This window comes from Marinimicrobium agarilyticum DSM 16975 (assembly GCF_000423345.1).
Taxonomy (GTDB): domain Bacteria; phylum Pseudomonadota; class Gammaproteobacteria; order Pseudomonadales; family Cellvibrionaceae; genus Marinimicrobium; species Marinimicrobium agarilyticum.
Genome location: NZ_AUHU01000003.1, coordinates 148189 through 168929, shown reverse-complemented (window position 1 = coordinate 168929; position 20741 = coordinate 148189). Strand labels below are relative to the sequence as shown.

Sequence of the window (20741 nt, the reverse complement as noted above, 5' to 3'; positions counted from 1 at the left end):
AACCCTGCTCCGGGCCTGCTTCAGGTCCGGAGACAGCTGCCCCTATCTATACCACTCCAACAGTAGAGCCCCGCACGACCAGCGTGTGATCAAGGATATTGCACTTTTGAAAGCCGCTGCCCAGCGGGCCATCCGCCTTCACCGCCTCAATCAACAGATCCACTGACTGGCAAGAGAGCGCATCGATGGGTTGGCGAATGGTGGTCAGCGGCGGCCAGACGGAGGTGGCAATACTGGTGTCATCAAAACCGCCCACGGCGATGTCTTCCGGCACGCGCAGGCCGCGCCGGTGCACCACCGCAATTACTGCGCTCGCCATGTCGTCATTACTGGCAAGAATCGCACTGACCGGCTCTGCCGAATCCAGGATTCTCTCGCAAGCGGCCATCCCGTCGTCAAACTCGAATCGCCCCTCGGCGACCAGAGCCGGGTTGACCTCAAGGCCGTGGTTGGCCATGGCTTTGCGAAACCCCTCAAAACGCATCAGAGCAACTCCCTGACGGGTGTCGCCTTTGATAAAACCAATGTGGCGATGGCCGCAGGCAATCAGGTGTTCGGTGATTTCGTAGGTGGCTCGGGAGTCATTGATCGAGACATAGGGGGAGCGGCACAGTTCCAGCCCCGGACCGAGGCGGACATAGCGAATACCCGCTTCGTCCAGCGCATTCAGCAGGGGCAGATACTCGCACAGTGGTGGAGGGATGATCATGCCGTCAAGCCGATAGCGTTCGGTCAGGTCCGCCACAATCGACTCTACGTCCGGCTCGCCGTAGTCACAGGATTCCAGAACCAGGTGATAACCCAGCTCGTTACAACGCTTCAGAACGCCAATCAGATATTGGCTGATGTAGCCCCCGAGCGCATTGTCGTAGAAGAAGCCCATGACATAGGACTGGGTACCGGAGAGGCTGCGGGCAGAGATGTTGAGACGATAATTGAGCGCGTCGACCGCCTCCATCACCCTGTCCCGCGTGTCGGCGGCTACCCGTTCGCTGTTCAAAACCCTTGAAACGGTCATGAGGGAGACGCCGGCACGTTCGGCCACATCCCTCATGGTGACCTTGGTCGACTTTCCCGCTCGTTGTTTCCTGCTCATCCTGTGCCCATCCGTTCACTCAGTCTCGACTCATCCCGATGCCCGCATCCATTCATCCTGCTCTCAATGCCCGGGCATTGGGCATATTGTTGTAACACGTCGGTTTGAGCATACCACGGAAACCGGAACGGGCGCGCACCTCCGAACGTCGCCAAAATCATCGCGCCCCTGGACTCCTGTTGTCATCACGACAGTGAATACCAAGCCCAAAAGGAAACGTTTCCAATCTACTTATCACCGGCTTTCATTTTTTAATAACCGCCTGAAAGATAGACAACCAACCCTTATAACAATGAGAAACCATGTCGACGTCACCGAACAACTTTTTATTAAAATCCTTTAAGATCAAATAGTTATATGTTTTTTGAGAGGCTGATCGGCAACCGGTCGGCGAGTCTGTCAGGTGGTTACTCTTGGCAGCGCGAAGAAATTACTTGCATCGCCCCCAAAGGCCGCGGCATACTAAATTCATGTGTGAGGCGAGTAAGTTACGCCTACAAATGAAAACGTTTCGATTTTGTGAGGACTTGCATCCGCATGCCTCGGATGCCCATTAAAAATGTCCATTAAAGACGTCGCCAAAATCGCCGGGGTCTCTATCTCGACCGTCTCGCGCTGCCTGAACAGCCCCGAGAACGTGAAAGGGAAAACCCTGGCCGCCGTCCAGTCCGCCATTGAGCAGACCGGCTACGCCCCCAATGCGCTCGCGCGCAATTTCCGCCGTGGCAAGACCGGACTGGTGATGGTGGTGCTGCAGTCCGTGGGCCTGCCCTTCTGGGAAGGTGTCATGCGCGGCATCAATGGCGTGGCGCGGGAAGAAGGCTACTCCATCTTGATCCGGGAAACCGCCAGCAGCCAACCGGAACTCGATGACTACCTGAAAATGGTGGTCTCCAAGGAGGCCGACGGCGTCATTATTCTGGCCAGTCCTTCACCCTTTTCCAGCACCAACGCCTACTCGACCCAAGACCGACGCACGCCTATTGTGCTGGGCTGCGAAAACGTGACCGATGAGCTGGCCCACATTCCCAGCGTGCGGGTGGACAACCGGCGTGCGGCCAACGAAGCGACCCAGTACCTGATCCAACTGGGGCATGAACGCATCGGCTTTATTGCCGGCTCTCGCGGCTCACTGCTGACCCGGGACCGGGAGCGGGGTTACTGGGACGCGATGAAAGCCAGCCCCCGTGGCCAACAGCGCGAGTGGGTGGTCAACGGCGACCAGACGATTGAAGGCGCCCGACGCGCCACGCGCAAGCTGCTCAGCCTCGCGGACCGCCCTACCGCCATTTTTTGCGCCAATGACGAAATGGCCATGGCCAGCATTTACGAGATCAAGCGCAGCGGCCTGAGTGTGCCCGACGACGTATCCGTGCTCGGCTTCGACGACATCCGCTACGCCGCCATTATGGATCCACCGCTGACCACGGTCGTGCAGCCCACCGAGGAAATCGGCGAGCGCACCATGCGCCGTTTGCTCAACGCCATTGAAGGGCGGGATATCGGCGAGGCCCCGGAAATCGTGGAACACCGGCTGATCGTGCGCGAGTCCACGGCCGCGCCCCGAGCACAGGACACCACCCGGGATGACCGCCGGGAATTGCCCGCATAAGCGCGGACTGCTATACCAATAGCTGGTCACCTGAACTATAAGCAGCTCCCGGCGCCAAAAGGCAACAGAGCACAAACCGACAGATAACAAGCAGATGAGTTGAGACGCACTATGTACTTTCTAGGCTTAGATATCGGCAGTTCCTCGGTCAAATTGTCCGTCATTGACGGCGACAGCGGCGAGCGCGTGGCCAATGCCACCTACCCGCCCCAGGAAATGACCATCAGCGCGCCCCAGTCCGGCTGGGCGGAACAGGCCCCCGGAGACTGGTGGGAGGCGGTTAAAAAAGGCTGCGAGCAGATGTGGCAGGCCAAACCCGAGGCCAAAGACAAGATCGGCGCCATCGGCATCTCCTACCAGATGCATGGCCTGGTCGCACTGGATAAAGACGGCGAAGTGCTGCGACCGTCCATCATCTGGTGCGACAGCCGCGCCGTGGCCAACGGTGAAAAAGCCTTCGCCGAGCTGGGCCAGGACTGGTGCATGGAGCACCTGCTGAACTCCCCGGGCAACTTCACCGCCGCCAAGCTGCGCTGGGTTCAGGAAAACGAGCCCGAGCTTTATGCCCGGATCGACAAGATACTGCTGCCGGGCGACTACATCGCCTACAAGCTCACCGGCGAGTGCACCACCACCGCCTCCGGCCTGTCAGAGGGTGTCTTCTGGGACTTTTCCGAAAACAAAGCGTCCGACAAGTTACTCAAACACTGGCACATCGACCCCAGCTTGCTGGCCCGTCAGGTGCCCAACCTGGGCGTCCAGGGCGAAGTGAATGAACAGGCCGCGCGCGAACTGGGCATCAATGCCGGCGCCAAGTTGGCGTTCCGAGCCGGGGACCAGGTCGCCAACGCCATGAGCCTGAATGTGCTCGAGCCGGGCGACGTCGCTACCACCGCTGGCACCTCGGGCGTGGTCTATGCGGTCACCGACAAGAACATTGCCGACCCGGACCAGCGCATCAACACCTTCCTGCATGTGAACAAGGGTGAGGCCGACGTCCATCGTGGCCTGCTGGCCTGCATCAACGGCGCCGGGCGGATGAACAGCTGGCTGCGCGGCGTGTTGAGCGCCGGTGGCGAGGTGTCTTACCCGAAACTGAACGAGCTGGGCGAATCGGTCGCACCGGGCAGTGATGGCCTGAAAGTCTATCCGTTTGGCAACGGCGCCGAGCGGATCATGCGAAACAAGTTGCTCTCGGCCCAGATGGATGGCCTGGACCTGAACCGCCACAGCGTCAACCACGTGGCCCGCGCCACCCAGGAAGGCGTGGCCTACGCGATGAACCTCGGCTTTGACCTCATCAAAGGTCTGGGCGCCGAGACCCGAGTGGTTCGCGCCGGACACAGCAATATGTTCTTGAGCCCGATTTTCAGCAGCGCCTTCGTCAACCTGACCGGCGCACCGCTGGAGCTCTACCAGACCGACAGCGCCGACGGCGTTGCCCGGGCGGCGGCCTGGGGTTGTGACTTCTACACCAGCCGCGAAGACGTCTTCCGGACCCTGACCTGCAAAGCGGTGTTGGAGCCGGAGGCCAAACTGCAGGCCCAGTATCAGGAACTCTACGGGCAGTGGCGCGAGGCCGTTGAACGGCGTCTATCCGAGGCTTGATCGTTAAACCAGAAACCCGGGCCTCCCTGTTCGGCAATGGCCCGATCCAATATCCACGCAAAGCAAAAAGGTCTTTACCATGAGCATTACACTAGGTGACAAAGAGTACTTCCCCGGGGTCGACAAGATCCAGTACGAAGGCCCTGAATCCGACAATCCCTTCGCGTTCAAATGGTACGACGAGAACAAAGTCGTTGCCGGCAAAACCATGAAGGAGCACTTCAAGTTTGCGGTCTGCTACTGGCACACCTTCTGCGGCGCCGGTCACGATCCTTTCGGCCCCGGCCCCTTCCAGTTCCCCTGGAACGAAGGCAAGGATCACGAAACCCGCACCCGCATGAAGCTGGATGCCGCGTTTGAATTCTTCACCAAGCTGGGTACCCCTTACTACTGCTTCCACGATGTGGACGTAATCGAAGAGGGCGACTCCCGCGCGGAAACCCAAAAGCGTCTGTTCAACTGGGTCGACCTGGCCAAAGAGAAGCAGAAAGAATCCGGTGTAAAACTGCTGTGGGGCACCTCTAACCTGTTCAGCAACCCGCGCTTTATGAACGGCGCTTCCACCAACCCGGATTTCGACGTGGTCGCCTTTGCCGGCGCACAATTGAAAGACGCGATGGATGCCACCATTGCCCTGGGCGGTGAAAACTACGTGTTCTGGGGCGGCCGCGAAGGCTACATGAGCCTGCTGAACAGCGACATCAAGCGCGAACAGGAACACCTGGCCCGCTTCCTGACCATGGCTCGCGACTACGGCCGCGCTCAGGGCTTCAAAGGTAACTTTCTGATTGAACCCAAGCCGATGGAGCCGACCAAGCACCAGTACGATTTCGACAGTGAAACCGTCATCGGCTTCCTGCGTCACCACGGCCTGGACAAAGATTTCAAACTGAACATCGAAACCAACCACGCCACTCTGGCCCAGCACACTATGGACCACGAGATGCAGGTAGCGGCCAACGCCGGCATGCTGGGTTCCATTGACGCCAACCGCGGCGACTACCAGAACTCCTGGGACACCGACCAGTTCCCCTACAACATCAACGAAACCGTTGAAATGTTGCTGGTTCTGTTGCGCCACGGCGGTTTCCAGGGCGGCGGTGTGAACTTCGATGCGAAACGTCGTCGCAACTCCACCGATATGAATGACACCTTCCACGGCCACATCGGTGGTATGGATGTGTTCGCCCGCTCGCTGTTGATTGCGGACGACCTGATTCAGAAGTCTCCCCTGGAAAAAATGCGCGCTGAGCGTTATTCCTCGTTCGATAACGGCAAAGGCGCCGAGTTCGAGCAGGGCAAGCTGTCTCTGGAGCAGTTGGCCGAGATCGGCAATAAGGGCGGCGAGCCGAAGCAGATCAGTGGCCAGCAGGAGCTGTACGAGAACATTATCAACCGTTACGTACGTTGATAATCCAAAGAGCGAGCGTTTGCTCTATTTGGTAAGCCCGAACAAGGCCGTGTTTGATCGAACACGGCCTTGTTTTTTTATAAAGGGACTACGGTGATCTGGAGTATCGCGCGCTGCCCTGATAAGCTGGCAACCTCGGTGCCCAGCCGCCACCCATAATAGCGGCAGGCGCCTTTTTGTCGGTGGCCGCCTGACTCCTTCCAAGGGGAGAAGGCCGCGGGCAAAAGTCCGACATGGGGATAGCAACCGGTTCAACGATAACAGGCCGATAACGGCTTATATAACACTGCCTTCGATCCAACAAAAATAGGTATGCTCCATGACAACTCAAACTCACCCCGAGCAGGGGAGTACCGCGTTTGTCGTTCTGATCAGCTGTATCGCCACCATTGGCGGCTTTCTGTTCGGTTTTGACAGCGGCGTTATCAACGGCACGGTAGACGGTCTGCAGCAGGCATTTAACTCCGACAGCGCCGGCACCGGTTTCAGTGTCTCTTCGATGCTTCTCGGCTGCGCCTTTGGTGCGCTGTTTGCCGGGCGCATGGCCGACCGCTTTGGCCGTCGAGCACTGCTGATTGCCGCTTCTGTTTTCTTTATCGTGTCCGCCTGGGGCTCCGGCGTCGCCGGTGGTACCCTGGAGTTCGTCATTTACCGGATTATCGGTGGCCTCGCGGTGGGCGCCGCCAGTGTGATGGCGCCGGCTTACATTAGTGAAGTCGCACCGGCTCGTTATCGTGGCATGCTCACCTCGGTGCAGCAGATCGCAATCATCTCCGGGCTGACGGCGGCGTTTTTCAGCAACTATCTTCTGGCCAAGTTCGCCGGCGGCTCCACCCAGGAATTCTGGCTGGGTTACGACACCTGGCGCTGGATGTTCTGGATGGAACTGATTCCAGCCTCAATTTTCTTCCTGGCTCTGTTGGGCATTCCCGAAAGCCCGCGTTTCCTGGTCGCTTGCGGAAAAACCGACACCGCCCTCACCGTACTGTCGCGGCTTTATGGACGCGCCACCGCCGAAACCAAAGCGAAGGAAATTGGCGACTCATTGGCAAGCGACCACCATCGCCCACGTTTCCGCGACCTGTTGAATAAGCAGACCGGCATGGTTCGGCCGATCGTATGGGTCGGTGTGGGCCTCGCGGTTTTACAACAGTTTGTCGGTATCAACGTGGTGTTTTATTACGGCGCGGTTCTGTGGCAGGCGGCCGGTTTCTCCGAGAGCGATGCCCTCGCCATCAATGTGATTTCCGGCAGTATCAGCATCGCGGCCTGCCTGATCACCTTTTTCTTCGTGGACAAGATCGGACGCAAGCCGCTGCTCTGGTTCGGCTCCGCCGGTATGGCCCTCAGCCTGGGCCTGGTGGCCTTCGCATTCGCCGGAGCACCGGTTAACGTAGAAACAGGCAATCTGAACCTTTCCGATAATGCGGGGCTGTTGGCACTGATTGCGGCGAACGCTTATGTGTTCCTGTTCAATCTCTCCTGGGGCCCGGTGATGTGGATCATGCTCGGCGAGATGTTCCCCAACCAGATTCGCGGTTCCGGCCTTGCCGTGGCCGGGCTCGCCCAGTGGCTGGCGAACTTCCTGGTGACCTGGAGCTTCCCGATTCTGCTGGCCGGTATTGGCCTCTCCGCAGCCTACGGCATTTACACTTTCTTCGCGGCGCTGTCCGTGGTGTTTGTGTTGATGGCGGTACGGGAAACGAAAGGGAAAGAATTGGAAGAAATGGAGGGGTGACATAGAGTCATTGTGGTAGGTGGCGCTTCGCTGACCTACCCTACGCCGCTATAGATTGGCGTAAGGGGAACGGAGACGCGTCATCTACCCAGTGTTCTCACCCATTGCGGGCCAGCCGCAACAAAGCCGCGACGGAAATCGCATCGGTGATTTCGCCCCGGTCGACCATCGCGATAGCCTCTGTCAGGGGCAACTTCATCACTTCAATATCCTCACTATCTTCCAGGGCCTGGTCAACCACCGACAGGTCTCTGGCCAGATAGATCACCGCCGTCTCATCGGTGACGGAATTGGACAACTGTAACCGCTGCAGCACTTCCCAGTGTTGCGCCTCAAGGCCCACCTCCTCCTGAAGTTCACGCTTGGCCGCGACCAGTGTCTCTTCGTGTTTCGGGCAGCCCCCTTCGGGAATTTCCCAGGTATATTCGCCCATGGTGTAACGGGTCTGGCGCACCAACCAGGTATTGCCTTCGCCATCGATCGGTATCACCCCAACGGCGGTATTTTTGAAATGGACGACACCGTAAATGCCGTCGCTACCAGCAGGCGTTATCACTTCCTCGTGAGAGACTTTGATCCAGGGGTTTTCGTAGACACAACGCGAGGACTTGCGCTGCCATCCGCCAATAGTATCGGTCACAGTGGTCACCAGAGGTTGTGTGGTCGTAGAAAGAATTGAACGAGCGACGGTTAATGCAGTCGGTGAGGCTCCAGCTCAACCCGCTGAATGTGACGACCCAACATCAACACACGGCCGAAATAGCGATCGCCACCGGTCACCGTGAACTCAAAGTGAAAGGCGCGCCACAAACCGGGTCGCCCTCGGGCGTCCCGTTTGATCCAGAGGCGGCGCAGGTACACGGCCTGATCCAGCATCTGGACCTCCATTTCCTGGCAGTGACGACGGGCGGCGGCGAACGCCAGGTCTTTCGCCTGAAAGGCACGCCAGCTGTAATAGATAAACAGCCCCAGTACCAACAGCCAGAAAAGTGCGTTTAAGTCGAGCATGGATTCAACCGGATTGATGAAAACGCCAAGCATACCTTGTGCGTTCCCGGCGAACTACCCCGGAGCCAATCACCGGCAATGAATCAAAGGGGGTTGATGGCTTAACGAGACCGTTAAGCAGCAGGGACGGTGCCGAGGCCTGGCCCCGGCACCCGCGGGCAGAGAAGGCTGCCGCGCGGTATTTTTTCAGGCCAATTACAGCGGAGTGACGTTTTCCGCCTGGGGGCCTTTCTGACCCTGAGTCACTTCAAACGTGACACTCTGACCTTCTTTCAAGGTGCGACGACCGGAACCGTTAATGGCGCGGAAATGAACAAAAACATCAGAGCCACCTTCGCGCTCAATGAAGCCATAACCTTTGTCATCGTTGAACCACTTTACAACACCAGATACCAATTGATCTGACATATTTTCCTCGTCTTGCGTACTCATGCCGGTGCTCGAAAGAACCGACGTCAATAGTTAAACGAACACAATCGAATTGCATTCAAACGAAGACCCGAAACGGGCCGAGTGCTATGGGAAGGGTCGAACAAAGTCAACGAAGGGTGCCTCGCGGGAGCCTGGTCTTTGGCCGTTCTCAATCTCTAGCGAGAAAAATTAAAGCACTTCATATTGGGCAGTTCAAGTACAATTTGATGAAACTTTGCACAGATTCCGCTATTCGTGCGTCATTGCCCGGCCTCAGTGCACACCTACTTGGGTGTGCGCTCTGAAGAGGCGCGAGGCACAAACGCTTCATGCAAATAAATGGACAGCGCCACCAGCGGGATACTCGCAATCATTACGCCCCGCTTCAACAGTTCAAACTCCAACCCTTCTTTAGCAAGCTGGTAGCAGGCGAGGCACCAGGCACCGCTGGCGAAATAAGCCCAGCGATAGCGCACCAGCACGCCGAAGGCAATCACCGCAGCGACCGGCGCCAATAGCAGGCCATAACCACTGGTATGAAACGCAAAGGCAGCGCCCGCGGCCAACAGACTCAACATCAGAAACACATTGAGACCGCGATCGACGCGGGGTTTGCTCAACAGCGACGGTTTTGACATAGCGGCGCCATCAGACCTTGTCGACAAAATACAGGGGATCCTGTTTGAGCGCGCTTAGCCCCGCATCCCACGCAGCCTGGGCATCCACCAGCATACAATCGGCGGCCAGAAGCTGCCCGCGTTTGATCGCTTCAGGGGGCAACAATGACTCCAGTCGGTCATAGCGCTGGCGGTACCCCTCAAAGTTATGACAACGCACCGAGCTGGTCACCTGCCGGCCGCGCCCATCCGTCAGGATGAAGTCCACCGGCTCGTCTTGCAGCAGGTACGGCGGCATCACCTGCTCTTCCAGCGCGTGCATGGAGGTGTTGACGCTCATGTCGCAACCCAGGAACAGGATTCGACCGCCGAGTGACGGCAGGCGCGCGAAGGGGGAATGTTCACCACAAGGGGTATGGTCGTTTTCATGCCCCACCAGCAGTTCTGAGGTCTTAGGACCGATGGCGGCGGCGGAGTGAGTGGGGTGCAGGCTTCGCACCACCCCCTGTTGCCGACGGAACACCTCGCTCAGGCTCCCCACGCAGGAGGGCGTATCTTCGGTGTCGAACATCGGGTTGTCGGCATCCACCGCCTCGTAGCTCAGCGTCGGCATCGCCAGGGTGCCACCGGTGCCGAGGGCACGGCGCAGCCCCGCAATCACGATGTCGGCGGGCATGGCTTCGCCCAGCGAGCGAAGTGAGGCGTGCACCATCAGGGTGTCGCCGGGTTTGACGCCCAGATCCTTGAGCAGATTGGACAGTTCAAGATGGGGGTTGATATTCATAGCAGGTCATACTCCCATAGCTTTTCGGGCAAGCGTGTTTTTCACCAAAGGCAGCGCATCCACCTGCTGTAGGCCCATATTACGAAGGACCATCCAGGCGGGCGAGCGACTGCCGAACAGACGTTTGAAACCCTCCATGGTGGCCATCATTCCCAGGTTGTCTCCCAGGCGTTGACGCTGATAGCGGCGCAATATGGAAAATTCGTTCAGTGGTAACGAACGCGTGAGCGCACGCTCCACTTCCGTGGCCAGGGCCTGTACATCCTTGAGCCCCAGGTTGACGCCCTGACCGGCGAGCGGATGAATGCTGTGGGCCGCATCGCCCACCAGGGCGATCCCCGGGCGGACATACTCACGGGCGTGGCGCTGGTAAAGCGCGATCGCGTGACGCTGCTCGACCTGGGTCACGGCGCCCAGGGCGAACTCGAACTCGCGCCCCAGGCGCTCGCGAAAAGCCCTGTCATTCAACGCCATCAGTTCATCGGCCAGTGCGGAATCCGCCGACCAGACAATGGAGCAGTAGTGCTCGTCCCAGACTTTTCCGAACCGACAGCGCAGGGGCAGAAATGCCAGCGGCCCGGTGCGCATGAAGCGTTGCCGGGCGGTCTGCCCGTGGGGCCGCTCGGTGCGCACGGTGGTCACGATGGCTTTCTGGTCATAGGGCCACTCGCGCACCCCAAAGCCGGCCAACTCCCTCACTGAGGAATGTGCCCCGTCGGCGGCTACCAGTAAGGCAGCCGATAGCTCGCGGCCATCGTCCAACGTCAATCGAGTCGGGCCCTCACCCTGCGGCGGGTGGATCTCGGCCACCGCCGCAGGGCGATACCAGTCCACCACGGACTGATAAGTCAGCGCCTGGCGAAGGTGGCGGACCAGCACACTGTTTTCCACAATGTGGCCAAGCTGATCGCTATCGAGCTCGTCGGCGTGAAAGCCGATCTGACCACTGGCCTCGCCATCCCACACCCGCATATCCCGGTAGGGGCAGGCACGCTCGGCCTCGATCTCGCGCCAAAGCCCAAGTTGTTCGTACAATCGCCGGGAAGCGGGCGTCAACGCCACCACCCGAGGGTCGAACTGCTCATCGCAGTAGACCGGCAGCTCGGCATCGCTGGCTTCAATCAGCGCCATCCGACGCCCTTCACGAGCGAACGCGGGAGCCAGACGCAGCGCCAACGTGGCCCCCACCTGTCCGGCACCAACAATCACAAGATCATACCGCGTGTCAGTCACTCATTGGTCTCCAGCGAAATGAGCCCGGCGCCGGAACGACCGGATGCCAGCCCCATGGTTTGTGTGGCAAAGCCGGCCTTGGCGCCGGGCACCCAATCCAGCCCCAGAAAACCCAGATGGCGCAATGCCATCCAGCCGGGGCGGCGGTTCGAAAACATTCGGACCAGCCGATCGCTCATCTCAGTGGTCAGTGTCTGGTCCCATTGGCGTTTGCGCCAATATTGGTTCAGCAGCACCAGCTCCCCCGGGTCCCGCGCCTCTCGATAGGCCCGGTTCAGGAGGCTCGCCAGCGCGGCGGTATCGCGTACCGACAGGTTGAAACCCTGCCCGGCCACCGGGTGCAGATAGTGCGCGCTGTTACCCAACAGCACCAAGCGGGAGCGGACCTGTTCACTGGCCTCGACCAATGCCAGGCGCCAGCTCTGACGCTGACCGACCCGGGTCAATCGGCCCAGGCGCCAGCCAAAGGCGCGTTGCAGCTGCGCGAGGACCTCCGCTTCCGGGGCCACCATCATTGCCTCGGCCCTCTCGGGCGGCAACGTCCAGACCAGGGCTGCCCGTCGAGCCTCGGGGCGTTCATCCAAGGGCAGAAGGGCCAGCGGGCCCAGCGGGGTAAAGCGCTCGAACGCGTGCCCCTGGTGAGGCCGCTCGAAACTGACGTTGGCGATGATGGCCTGTTGATCGTAATCCCGTCGCTGCTGCTCAATCCCCAGTTGCCGATGAAGTCCCGACAGACCACCATCGGCAAGCACCGCCAGGCGACACGAGATGGCCGGCGGCGCCGATTCGCCCGCGAGGCTCAACGTCATGCTGTGGGGCCCAGGGGCGATTTTTTCGACCCGCACCGGCGCCAGCCAGTGCACATCGGCTTGTGCCGCCTCCCGCAGGCAGGGGGCCAGCCAGGCGTTCTCCACCACGTAACCGAGGGCGGAACGTCCACGTTCCTGCGCACTCAGACGGGCCCCACCCAGATGACCGCGATCGGAAACCAACACCTCGCGTATAGCGGTTGCATGTTGCCCGATACGCTGCCACAACCCCTGACGCTGGAACAATTCAACGGTACCGGCCGACAGCGCCGTCGAGCGATTATCGTACTCGGACTGATAGTGAGCGCTCGCTTCCTCCGAAAGTTCGGAAGCATCGATCACCGCCACTCGCCAACCGGCTTCGCCCGAGGCCAAGAGTCGCGCGAGCAGAGCCCCCACCATGCCACCGCCGATGATGGCGATGTCATAATCCACGGCGGGCTGGGCCATAATGTCATTCATGTCGGTCTCTACTCCCACAGGGGCTTGGACCTGAGTGAACTCAGGCTCCGGGCTGAGACTGGGCCATCAGCGCCTCGATCTCATCCGGCTCTTTGGGTACCGCCTCGGTGAGGATCTCGCAGCCCTCTTTGGTGACCACCACGTCATCCTCAATGCGTATACCGATTCCGCGCCACTTTTTCGGCACCCGCTCGTTGTCCGGCGCCACATACAGGCCCGGCTCCACGGTCATGACCATTCCCGGCTCCAACAGGCGCCACTGACCGTCGATTTTGTAGTCGCCCACATCGTGCACATCCAGGCCCAACCAGTGGCCTACCCGGTGCATATAGAACTCCCGGTAGGCCTCATTTTCGATCAGAACGTCCACCTCTCCCTGAAGCAGTCCCAGCTCCACCAACCCTTCGGTGAGCACCCGGACAGACACTTCATGAGGCCGGTTCCAGTGATTGCCCGGCCTGATCTCGGCAATGGCCGCTCGCTGCGCTTTCAGCACCCAGTCGTAGAGTGCCCGTTGTTCCGGGCTGAAGCGTCCATTCACCGGGAAGGTGCGGGTGATATCAGCCGCGTAGGTCTCGTACTCGCAGCCGGCATCGATCAACACCAGGTCACCACTTTTTAAGGTGGCGCTATTTTCAATATAGTGCAGAATGCAGCCGTTTTTACCACCACCGACAATGGTGCTGTAGGCCGGGAAGCGGGCACCGGCCATGGCAAACTCGTGGTGAAGCTCCGCCTCCAGTTGATACTCCATCACGCCCGGTTGGCAGTAGCGCATGGCGCGGCTGTGGGCACGGGCGGAAATGTCCCCGGCATGGCGCATCAGTCGCAGCTCGGCGGCGCTTTTGATCAGCCGCAGATCGTGCAGAAAGTGGCTCAGGTCCATGAACTCACCGGGCGGGCTCGCCCCGGACCGGACCTTGGCACGAATACTGTTTACCCAGTCCATGACCTGCCGGTCAAATTCCCGATCCTTGCCCATGGCATAGTAAACCCGCTCCCGCCCTTCAAGGAGGCCGGGGAGAATGTCATCGATATCGTCAATCGGAAAGGCGTCGTCCGCGCCGTAATCGCAGCAGGCGCCTTCGGGGCCGGCGCGATAGCCGTCCCAGATCTCTCGCTCCGGATCCCGGTCCCGACAGAACAGCACAAATTCGCCGTGCTCCCGTCCGGGAATCAACGCCAACACCGCACCCGGCTCGGGAAAACCGCTCAAGTAATGCAGGTCGCTGTCCTGACGAAAGGGATGCTCGGTGTCCCGACTGCGCTGGCGCTCCGGCGCGGCCGGCACAATGGCAATGCTATTGGGCTCCATCACTGCCATTAGCGCTTTGCGCCGACGGGCGAATTCCTGTCGAGTGATCTTCATACGAAAACCTTATACGAGAAGCAATCTACGAAAAGAGGTAAATTCATAGCCGGATCAATGCAATGTGGGGGGCTCATCACCAGCTTTGGGAGCGGCATCGGTCAGCTTGGAGGAGCCGAACTCCATAAACAGGGACAGGGCCGCCATGCGCACATACTCGACCAGCTCCGCGTAATCATTCTCCGCGGCGCGCGCGGACTCTTCTTCATCCAGGTCCACCTGGGCAATGGCCGCAAAATCTTCCAGCGCTTCCCTCGCCTCATCCGACAGGTCACTGTCTCCCGCGTGTCCGGCGCTGCCGAAGCCCACCAGAAAACCATGACACCACTGGCCCAAACAGGTTACCCGGAGCGTGATCTCGCGATCATCGGAGGGCAGCAATGGCTGCAGCGAAAACCCCTGTTGCGCCAGCTGCTGGCGAGTGTCCCGATACAGTTGCACCAGCGCCGCGCGCACGGTTTCATCCGGGGCCTGAACAAAGTCCAGCTCCTCCACCGCTTCGAGCAGCCAATCGGTCTCATCGGGGTGGGCGCCGCCGCAAAATTTGCCACACAGCAACCCCTGCAGCTCGGAGGGGTTAATCAGAATACCAAGCGGTTGCAGCAGCTCACTCAGTTGCTCATAGCTCAAAGGTTGGGATTCGGTTGTCATGATCACCTCTTGAAGAAGGCCGTTATGCTAACACGAATTTGCCCCCGAAGGCCTGCGCCCCAGTGACCACGGGGCCTGCATCCCCGCCTGCGGGGAGTGATTGACCCCCTGCCAACGGCGCAATATAGTAGCTGCACACAAAGAATGAACCCGGTCCCCGAAATCATGTCCGATGAAATGCTACAAGCCCTGGAAGCGAAAATGGATCGTCTGATCCAGGTCTGTGAGCGCCTGCAGAAAGAAAACGAGGAACTGCGGGCCAAAGCCAATGACTGGCAAAGGGAGCGGGTGCGGCTGATCGAGAAAAACGAGCTGGCCCGCGGCCGGGTGGAGGCCATGATTACCCGCCTGAAGAGCCTGGAGTCCGACTCGTGAGTAATGAAACCGTATTTGTCAAAATCCTGGATAAAGAGTACCAGGTCGCCTGCCCGCGCGAGGAGCGCGCCGCCCTGCAGGAGTCGGCCGAGCTTCTGGATGAGCGCATGCGCATGATCAAGCGCAGCGGCTCGGTGATCGGGCTGGAGCGCATTGCCGTCATGGCCGCGCTCAACCTCAGCCATGAATTGCTGCAAGCCAAACGCCAACCTCGGCAACCCGAGCTGGACCTCGACAAAAACGAACTGCAACGACTGCACGAGAAAATTGACCGCAGCCTGGAAAAGTTCGAGCAGTAGTCATCCCGCACTTGGCGCCCGAACCCGCACAAGGGCGCCCGTTCTGAGAACTTCGTCACTTTACTCCCCCTTCCCCTGTCCGCCCCAACTGTTATAGTTTTCCCTGTGAAAGGATGATCAACGGACTGACAAGGAGGGCGCATGCCTACCCCACTAAGCAAAACCGACCGACTATTGTTTACCTACGGTGATATTCAGGTATCGCCGCAGCAGGTGGTTGCTCTCAACAGACGACCCCCCAGCCTCTTCAAGGCCACTTTTGAAATGGAAGGCAACGGCTCCAGTGGCTACCAGGTTCTCACAACAGGCTACTGCGATTACATCCTCGAAAACGAAGGAACATACCCTCGCGAGATGAACGAGCTGGAAAAACTGTTGGTCAGCCTTCGCTCCTCTCCACGCTCACCTTCGGCTTTCTCTTTAAAAGGCAGCACGGATACCTGGAGCATCAAGAACGACTATTACCGGGTGGACTACCGCATCTCCAGCGGGCAGGTACAAGTATTCAACATTCAACTGATCACCCGACTGCAGCGCTTGAGAGACGCCCAAGAGACCGTTGCACTTTATAAAGTTTCCAAGCGCGAAGGTATCTGGACCGTACAGGGAAAAACGACGTCGGTAGGCACCCCCATTGCCGCCGTCAATGGCCAATCTAATAACCTGGCGAAAGCCACATGGCTTATGGGCAACCACTTGGAGGTCGCTTTCGGAAAGCAGGTTCACGAGTACACCTTGTTCCACAACCCGAGCCAGGGTGGGCCTGCGGATACATGGGAATCATTCCGAGATAAGCTGGGCTTCACCACACCGGTGACCAAACAGTTCGCCAAGACTCTAGAAGCAACACAGCAGACCGGAAACGAAACATCCTGGGTCGCCCATAGCCAAGGAGGCATTATTTTTTCTGAGGGTGTACGATATCTTCTTAACAGTGGGAGCTCACTTCCTCTCAACGGCCTAAGCCTGAATGGTGTTTTTCATCCAGAAAAAGGCTCTTTGCTGGATAAACACAGCGTCGCCCTGCACGGAAACGCCAACAATAACTGGCGCTCCAGCCACCTATTCGATCGGGCTGGCATCAAGGTTCTGGCAGTCCGGGCGCACGATTACGACTTCGTCCATCAAGTGATCGGAGCCAATACGGTCAACCCTCGAAAAATCGCAGGCTCTCTGACGTATTTGAGTCACGTCACCAACGGGTCGATCGCACAAAGCCCCCACACAACCGTTCAATCAATGAGCGAGTGGCAAAAAAACATGAAAGAGGGCCCCGGAAAAGGAAGGAGCCCACTACAACAGCGGGTTCATCAGTTGAGCACTGGCGCCAGAAAAGCGGCTCAATTCATCGATAATTATTTACCATGATACCCAAACGGATTGCATTCATACTGGTTCTGACTATGTTGACCTCCATCTTCAAGGCTTTTTCAAAACAACCTCCAGAAACGGGCGCCACCCGGACCACGGACCTTTCGGGAAACCGCCTCGCTTTTGCAATAGTAGAGGACTTTAGTCGGGATATGCCGGCTCGGGATCTGGTGACTGACCTCAATCTAAGCCAGCTGAACTTAAAAGCCAATGATGAAGCGGGGCTCTTGATTCAGCGCTGGTGGGATATTAAGGAGACAGGCTGGTTCGGCAGAGAGCTTGGCACGGTAATGCTGGACATTTCCGTTCGTGAAGTGGCTGCCAATACGAGCCAACGACTCCAAAAAGAAGACTTTAACATCCGTGACAAACTTCAATTTGTCTTTATGTACGATGAGTACCTCCGCCAAAAATATAGCAATATGAACTTGGCAGCGGGTTTAGAAGAATACGAGGACAACGCTCACTTCTATTCAGCGTTTACGCTATTGGGCGACAAGCTTCTTGTGAAACACAACGATTACATAACCAACGGCCAAAACTGGGTGGAGACTGGCGTCGCGGGACCTCACGGGACGGTACATCAACTGTTGGCCATCCCGCTGACGGATGATCATTTCCTCGAAATCACCCTGATCTTCGCCATAAATCGCGGGTACCCGACAGGACATTATTTTTTGGAGAGAGCGGACCGGATCACAGTGCCCTTTCTTGAAACCCTTTTCGTAGATTATGCTCCGGAAAACCCCTTTCGAGGCCTGGTGGGGGAGCGTTGGCATACACCCTCCGTCAACGCTCTGGCGCAAGAACAATACGACACCATTGTCAAGCTGTTTCCTCGGCCAGAGACACCAGAGGCGCTAAATCAGGCACCGGAATAAACGAAGGTGAATTTTGGTTGCGCCGCCCCCCGGCTTCCGCGTTATACTGTTTTCACGCCCTGGGGTGTTCGCCAGTCAACACGTCCTTGAGCCGATAACCGCAGTACAGGCGTTGCTCTGTAGGTCCTGTTGAGCATTACCGCGCGAACGGGAAGCCTGATGGACCGCGAGCCTCGCCACCTTGAGCCTTAGGGTTCAAGGCCCAATTGACAGCGGCACTCTGGGGTTCTTCTCCTTTTCGATGATGGTGGGCTCACGCCCTTGACCACAAGACGGACGTCTCAGCCTTGAGTACGATTTCCGAACTTCCCGATCCCGACAAAAAGACACTGCGCCAGCGACTCAGAGCGCGCCGACAGGCACTGTCTCCTCAGGAACAGGAAGAAGCCGCTCAGGCCGTGGCCCGCCACCTCAGCCACTCCCCCGAATTTATTCGCAGCCGGCATATTGCCGTCTACTGGCCCAACGACGGGGAAATAGACCCGGCTCCCTTGGTCGAGCGCGCATGGGCCCTGGGAAAGCACTGCTACCTGCCGGTATTGCACCCCACCCAGCCCCGCCGGTTGTGGTTCGTGCGTTGGCTCCCGGACACCCCTCTGCGCGAGAACCGCTTCGGCATTCCCGAGCCCAACCCCTACCGGGAGCCCCGGCTGGCCGCCCACTTCCTGAATCTGGTGTTGTTACCGCTGGTGGGGTTTGATCACGCCGGAGGACGGCTGGGAATGGGCGGCGGGTTTTACGATCGAACCTTCGCGTTCAAGCAGGCACCGCCCGATGAAACGCCCAAGGCCCGAGGGCCGGCGCTGGTGGGGTTGGCCCACGGGTGCCAGGAAGTCCCGCGACTGCCCAAGGAATCCTGGGATATCCCCTTGCAGGCGGTGGTAACGGAGTTGGGTGTACGTCGCTAGAGGGCGGCGAGCGTCAGGAGTTGTCGGAGGACTGCTGCAATACCAACGCTTCGGCCGGAGTACCCTCGTCTTTGCCCATCCAACTGCCAATGTCCAGTGCGCTGATCAGCACCCCCAAGCAGAAGACAAAGATCACAAGTGTGACGATATCGGCTTTCATTGTTCAGTAACCCTTCGGGTATTCAGTTTGATGAAATCCATCCAGAACTAAATTTCCCTGTTGGCGTACCGTTTTTATCGCAACGAGCGTTAAGAATAGTCGAAACTCACGACAGTTCAAGGTATTTGTCGGGGAATTAGACAATTTTTCGAGAAAACGTGCCTAACTTCACATTTTTTTAGTAGTTTTAGGCGCAATCGTCGCGATCGACGGCAATCAGGCAGGAAACGGGATTCGAAAAGGGCCCAAAAAGGGCCCCACAGGCGTTGGAGAAAACAATACCGAGAAAGGCCGGCTAGCTCAGGAAATACTGATACGCCTCATTGTCCGTTTCGTCCCAGTAGGGGTAATTGATCTCATCGAGGAATTTGCGGACCTGGGCCTGCTCCTTTTTAGGCACTTGCATGCCCACCAGCACGCGGCCGTAGGCGGCGCCGTGGTTGCGGTAGTGGAACATGGAAATGTTCCACTGCCCGGCTACCCGGCTCAGAAAGGTATACAGGGCACCCGGGCGCTCCGGGAACTCGAACCGGAAGACCATCTCTTCACCCACATTGGGGGCATGCCCCCCGACCATATGCCGGATGTGCATTTTGGCGACTTCATTATCGGTCATATCCACCGTGTGGTAGCCCTGCTGTTTCAGGCCGGAGACCAGTTCCGCTCGATCCTGACCACCGGCACCCACCTGCACGCCGACAAAGATCTTCGCCTCCGCGCTGTCGGCGTAGCGGTAATTGAACTCGGTGATATTGCGCCGACCCAACGCCTTGCAGAAGTCTTTGTAGGCACCCGGGCGCTCCGGGATGGTCACCGCCAGGATGGCTTCTCGCTGCTCGCCGATCTCCGTGCGCTCGGAGATATAACGCAGGCGGTCGAAATTGATATTCGCCCCACAGTCGATGGCGACGAAGGTCTGGCCGCTGATCTTGTTCTCGGCAATATACTTCTTCATGCCCGCGACGCTGATGGCCCCGGCGGGCTCGGCAATTGAGCGGGTGTCTTCAAAAATGTCCTTGATGCCGGCGCAGATCTCATCGGTATTGACAGTGATCACCCCATCAATGGTTTTCCGGATCACCCGGAAGGTTTCCTTGCCGATCTGGGCCACGGCCACGCCGTCGGCAAAAATACCCACTTGCGGCAGGGTCACCCGCCGCTTCTTCTCCATGGCCGCCTTCAGGGAAGCGGACTCATCGGACTCAACGGCAATGACTTTCACGTCCGGGCGCACATATTTCACATAGGCCGCCACCCCGGCACAGAGACCGCCACCACCCACGGCGACAAAGATCGCATCGATATGCCCCGGGTACTGGCGCAGGATCTCCATCGCCACGGTCCCCTGGCCGGCAATGACGTCCGGGTCATCAAAGGGGTGGATGTAGGTCATGCCCTTCTCTTCCACCAGTTTTTTGGCGTGGGCCGAGGCTTCATCGTAGCTGTCGCCGTGCAGCACGACCTTGCCCCCGCGAGCGCGTACGGCGTCCACCTTGATCGGCGGCGTGGTGCGCGGCATCACGATAGTGGCCTTGATGCCCAGGTGATGCGCGCCCATCGCCAGGCCCTGAGCGTGGTTGCCCGCCGAGGCCGCAATCACCCCTTTCTCCCGCTGCTCCTGGGTCAACTGCAGCAGTTTGTTGTAGGCGCCGCGAATCTTGAATGAGAACACCGGCTGCAGATCCTCGCGCTTGAGCAACACCTGGTTGCCCGTGCGCTGGGAGAGCAGAGGCGCCCGCTCAAGCGGGGTTTCCACCGCCAGATCGTAGATGCGGGCGTTGAGAATACGTTTGATATAGGAGTCGGGCATAAAGGCGATTCACCAGAGCTGTGACTGTGCGAATGTGAACGTGCTTAAGAGAACGCGAAAAACGCGTAAGGCGCCCATGGTAAACAATTTGCGGATCGCTGGCATCCATCGCGTATAATGCGCCCTCA

21 protein-coding genes and 1 other RNA gene are annotated in these 20741 nt (G+C 58.7%); 10 read left to right on the top strand and 12 right to left on the bottom strand.

Annotated elements, in window-relative coordinates:
- Positions 1–46 precede the first annotated feature (46 nt).
- Positions 47–1096 carry a LacI family DNA-binding transcriptional regulator gene (locus tag G547_RS0100770; protein WP_027328218.1) on the bottom strand — a complete coding sequence of 350 codons (1050 nt, stop codon included), beginning with the start codon at positions 1094–1096 and terminating at the stop codon, positions 47–49.
- Positions 1097–1655: 559 nt separating this feature from the next.
- Between G547_RS0100770 and G547_RS19410 the strand changes: the two genes are divergently transcribed.
- The 4 genes from G547_RS19410 (at position 1656) to G547_RS0100750 (ending at position 7465) form a co-directional block, all read left to right on the top strand.
- Entirely contained in the window at positions 1656–2708 is a 1053-nt protein-coding gene (locus tag G547_RS19410; RefSeq protein ID WP_051234514.1) for a LacI family DNA-binding transcriptional regulator, read from the top strand.
- 111 nt (positions 2709–2819) lie between these two features.
- Positions 2820–4316 (top strand): xylulokinase, encoded by a 1497-nt coding sequence (locus tag G547_RS0100760; protein WP_027328217.1) that lies wholly within the window; start codon positions 2820–2822, stop codon positions 4314–4316.
- A gap of 79 nt (positions 4317–4395) precedes the next feature.
- Positions 4396–5727, top strand: coding sequence for a xylose isomerase (gene xylA / locus G547_RS0100755; RefSeq protein ID WP_027328216.1), 1332 nt, complete (start codon positions 4396–4398; stop codon positions 5725–5727).
- A gap of 319 nt (positions 5728–6046) precedes the next feature.
- Positions 6047–7465 carry a sugar porter family MFS transporter gene (locus G547_RS0100750; protein WP_027328215.1) on the top strand — a complete coding sequence of 473 codons (1419 nt, stop codon included), beginning with the start codon at positions 6047–6049 and terminating at the stop codon, positions 7463–7465.
- Between the two features lie 97 nt (positions 7466–7562).
- Here the strand turns inward: G547_RS0100750 and G547_RS0100745 are convergent, their stop codons facing one another.
- From G547_RS0100745 to G547_RS0100705, 9 genes are all read right to left on the bottom strand, one after another.
- Complete coding sequence (locus G547_RS0100745; protein ID WP_027328214.1) at positions 7563–8105, bottom strand: NUDIX domain-containing protein; 543 nt, start codon at positions 8103–8105, stop codon at positions 7563–7565.
- A 50-nt stretch (positions 8106–8155) separates the two neighbouring features.
- Positions 8156–8506: a DUF3301 domain-containing protein gene (locus G547_RS0100740; RefSeq protein WP_245573290.1), complete on the bottom strand. Its 351-nt coding sequence runs from the start codon at positions 8504–8506 to the stop codon at positions 8156–8158.
- Positions 8507–8668: 162 nt separating this feature from the next.
- A complete protein-coding gene (locus G547_RS0100735) occupies positions 8669–8881 on the bottom strand; it encodes a cold-shock protein (RefSeq protein WP_027328212.1) in 213 nt (70 codons plus the stop codon).
- A 287-nt stretch (positions 8882–9168) separates the two neighbouring features.
- Complete coding sequence (locus tag G547_RS0100730) at positions 9169–9522, bottom strand: hypothetical protein (RefSeq protein ID WP_027328211.1); 354 nt, start codon at positions 9520–9522, stop codon at positions 9169–9171.
- Between the two features lie 10 nt (positions 9523–9532).
- Positions 9533–10285, bottom strand: coding sequence for an AAC(3) family N-acetyltransferase (locus tag G547_RS0100725; protein ID WP_051234513.1), 753 nt, complete (start codon positions 10283–10285; stop codon positions 9533–9535).
- A 6-nt stretch (positions 10286–10291) separates the two neighbouring features.
- A complete protein-coding gene (locus G547_RS0100720) occupies positions 10292–11518 on the bottom strand; it encodes a UbiH/UbiF/VisC/COQ6 family ubiquinone biosynthesis hydroxylase (protein WP_027328209.1) in 1227 nt (408 codons plus the stop codon).
- Positions 11515–12789, bottom strand: a complete 1275-nt coding sequence (gene ubiH / locus G547_RS19405) for a 2-octaprenyl-6-methoxyphenyl hydroxylase (protein WP_051234512.1) — start codon at positions 12787–12789, stop codon at positions 11515–11517. The genes G547_RS0100720 and ubiH overlap by 4 nt, the downstream gene beginning before the upstream one ends.
- 40 nt (positions 12790–12829) lie before the next feature.
- Positions 12830–14158 (bottom strand): Xaa-Pro aminopeptidase, encoded by a 1329-nt coding sequence (gene pepP, locus G547_RS0100710; protein WP_027328208.1) that lies wholly within the window; start codon positions 14156–14158, stop codon positions 12830–12832.
- A 54-nt stretch (positions 14159–14212) separates the two neighbouring features.
- Complete coding sequence (locus G547_RS0100705) at positions 14213–14809, bottom strand: UPF0149 family protein (protein ID WP_027328207.1); 597 nt, start codon at positions 14807–14809, stop codon at positions 14213–14215.
- A 144-nt stretch (positions 14810–14953) separates the two neighbouring features.
- Here G547_RS0100705 and G547_RS0100700 point away from each other — a divergent pair, with 144 nt between their 5' ends.
- The 6 genes from G547_RS0100700 (at position 14954) to G547_RS0100680 (ending at position 18643) form a co-directional block, all read left to right on the top strand.
- On the top strand, positions 14954–15184 hold the full coding sequence (locus G547_RS0100700) for a TIGR02449 family protein (protein WP_425411478.1): 231 nt from the start codon (positions 14954–14956) through the stop codon (positions 15182–15184).
- Positions 15181–15483: a cell division protein ZapA gene (locus G547_RS0100695; RefSeq protein ID WP_027328205.1), complete on the top strand. Its 303-nt coding sequence runs from the start codon at positions 15181–15183 to the stop codon at positions 15481–15483. The genes G547_RS0100700 and G547_RS0100695 overlap by 4 nt, the downstream gene beginning before the upstream one ends.
- Positions 15484–15624: 141 nt before the next feature.
- Positions 15625–16851 carry a hypothetical protein gene (locus tag G547_RS0100690; protein ID WP_027328204.1) on the top strand — a complete coding sequence of 409 codons (1227 nt, stop codon included), beginning with the start codon at positions 15625–15627 and terminating at the stop codon, positions 16849–16851.
- A 35-nt stretch (positions 16852–16886) separates the two neighbouring features.
- The gene (locus G547_RS0100685) at positions 16887–17735 is read left to right on the top strand and encodes a hypothetical protein (protein WP_157209736.1); all 849 of its coding nucleotides are present in this window, start codon (positions 16887–16889) and stop codon (positions 17733–17735) included.
- Between the two features lie 53 nt (positions 17736–17788).
- Positions 17789–17966, top strand: a non-coding RNA gene (ssrS, locus tag G547_RS22905) — 6S RNA.
- A gap of 56 nt (positions 17967–18022) precedes the next feature.
- Complete coding sequence (locus tag G547_RS0100680; RefSeq protein ID WP_211224465.1) at positions 18023–18643, top strand: 5-formyltetrahydrofolate cyclo-ligase; 621 nt, start codon at positions 18023–18025, stop codon at positions 18641–18643.
- A gap of 13 nt (positions 18644–18656) precedes the next feature.
- On the opposite strand, the gene G547_RS23265 is transcribed toward G547_RS0100680, so the two are convergent.
- Positions 18657–18803, bottom strand: coding sequence for a hypothetical protein (locus tag G547_RS23265; protein WP_157209735.1), 147 nt, complete (start codon positions 18801–18803; stop codon positions 18657–18659).
- 295 nt (positions 18804–19098) lie between these two features.
- Positions 19099–20613, bottom strand: a complete 1515-nt coding sequence (ilvA, locus tag G547_RS0100670) for a threonine ammonia-lyase, biosynthetic (RefSeq protein ID WP_027328201.1) — start codon at positions 20611–20613, stop codon at positions 19099–19101.
- Positions 20614–20741: the final 128 nt, after the last annotated feature.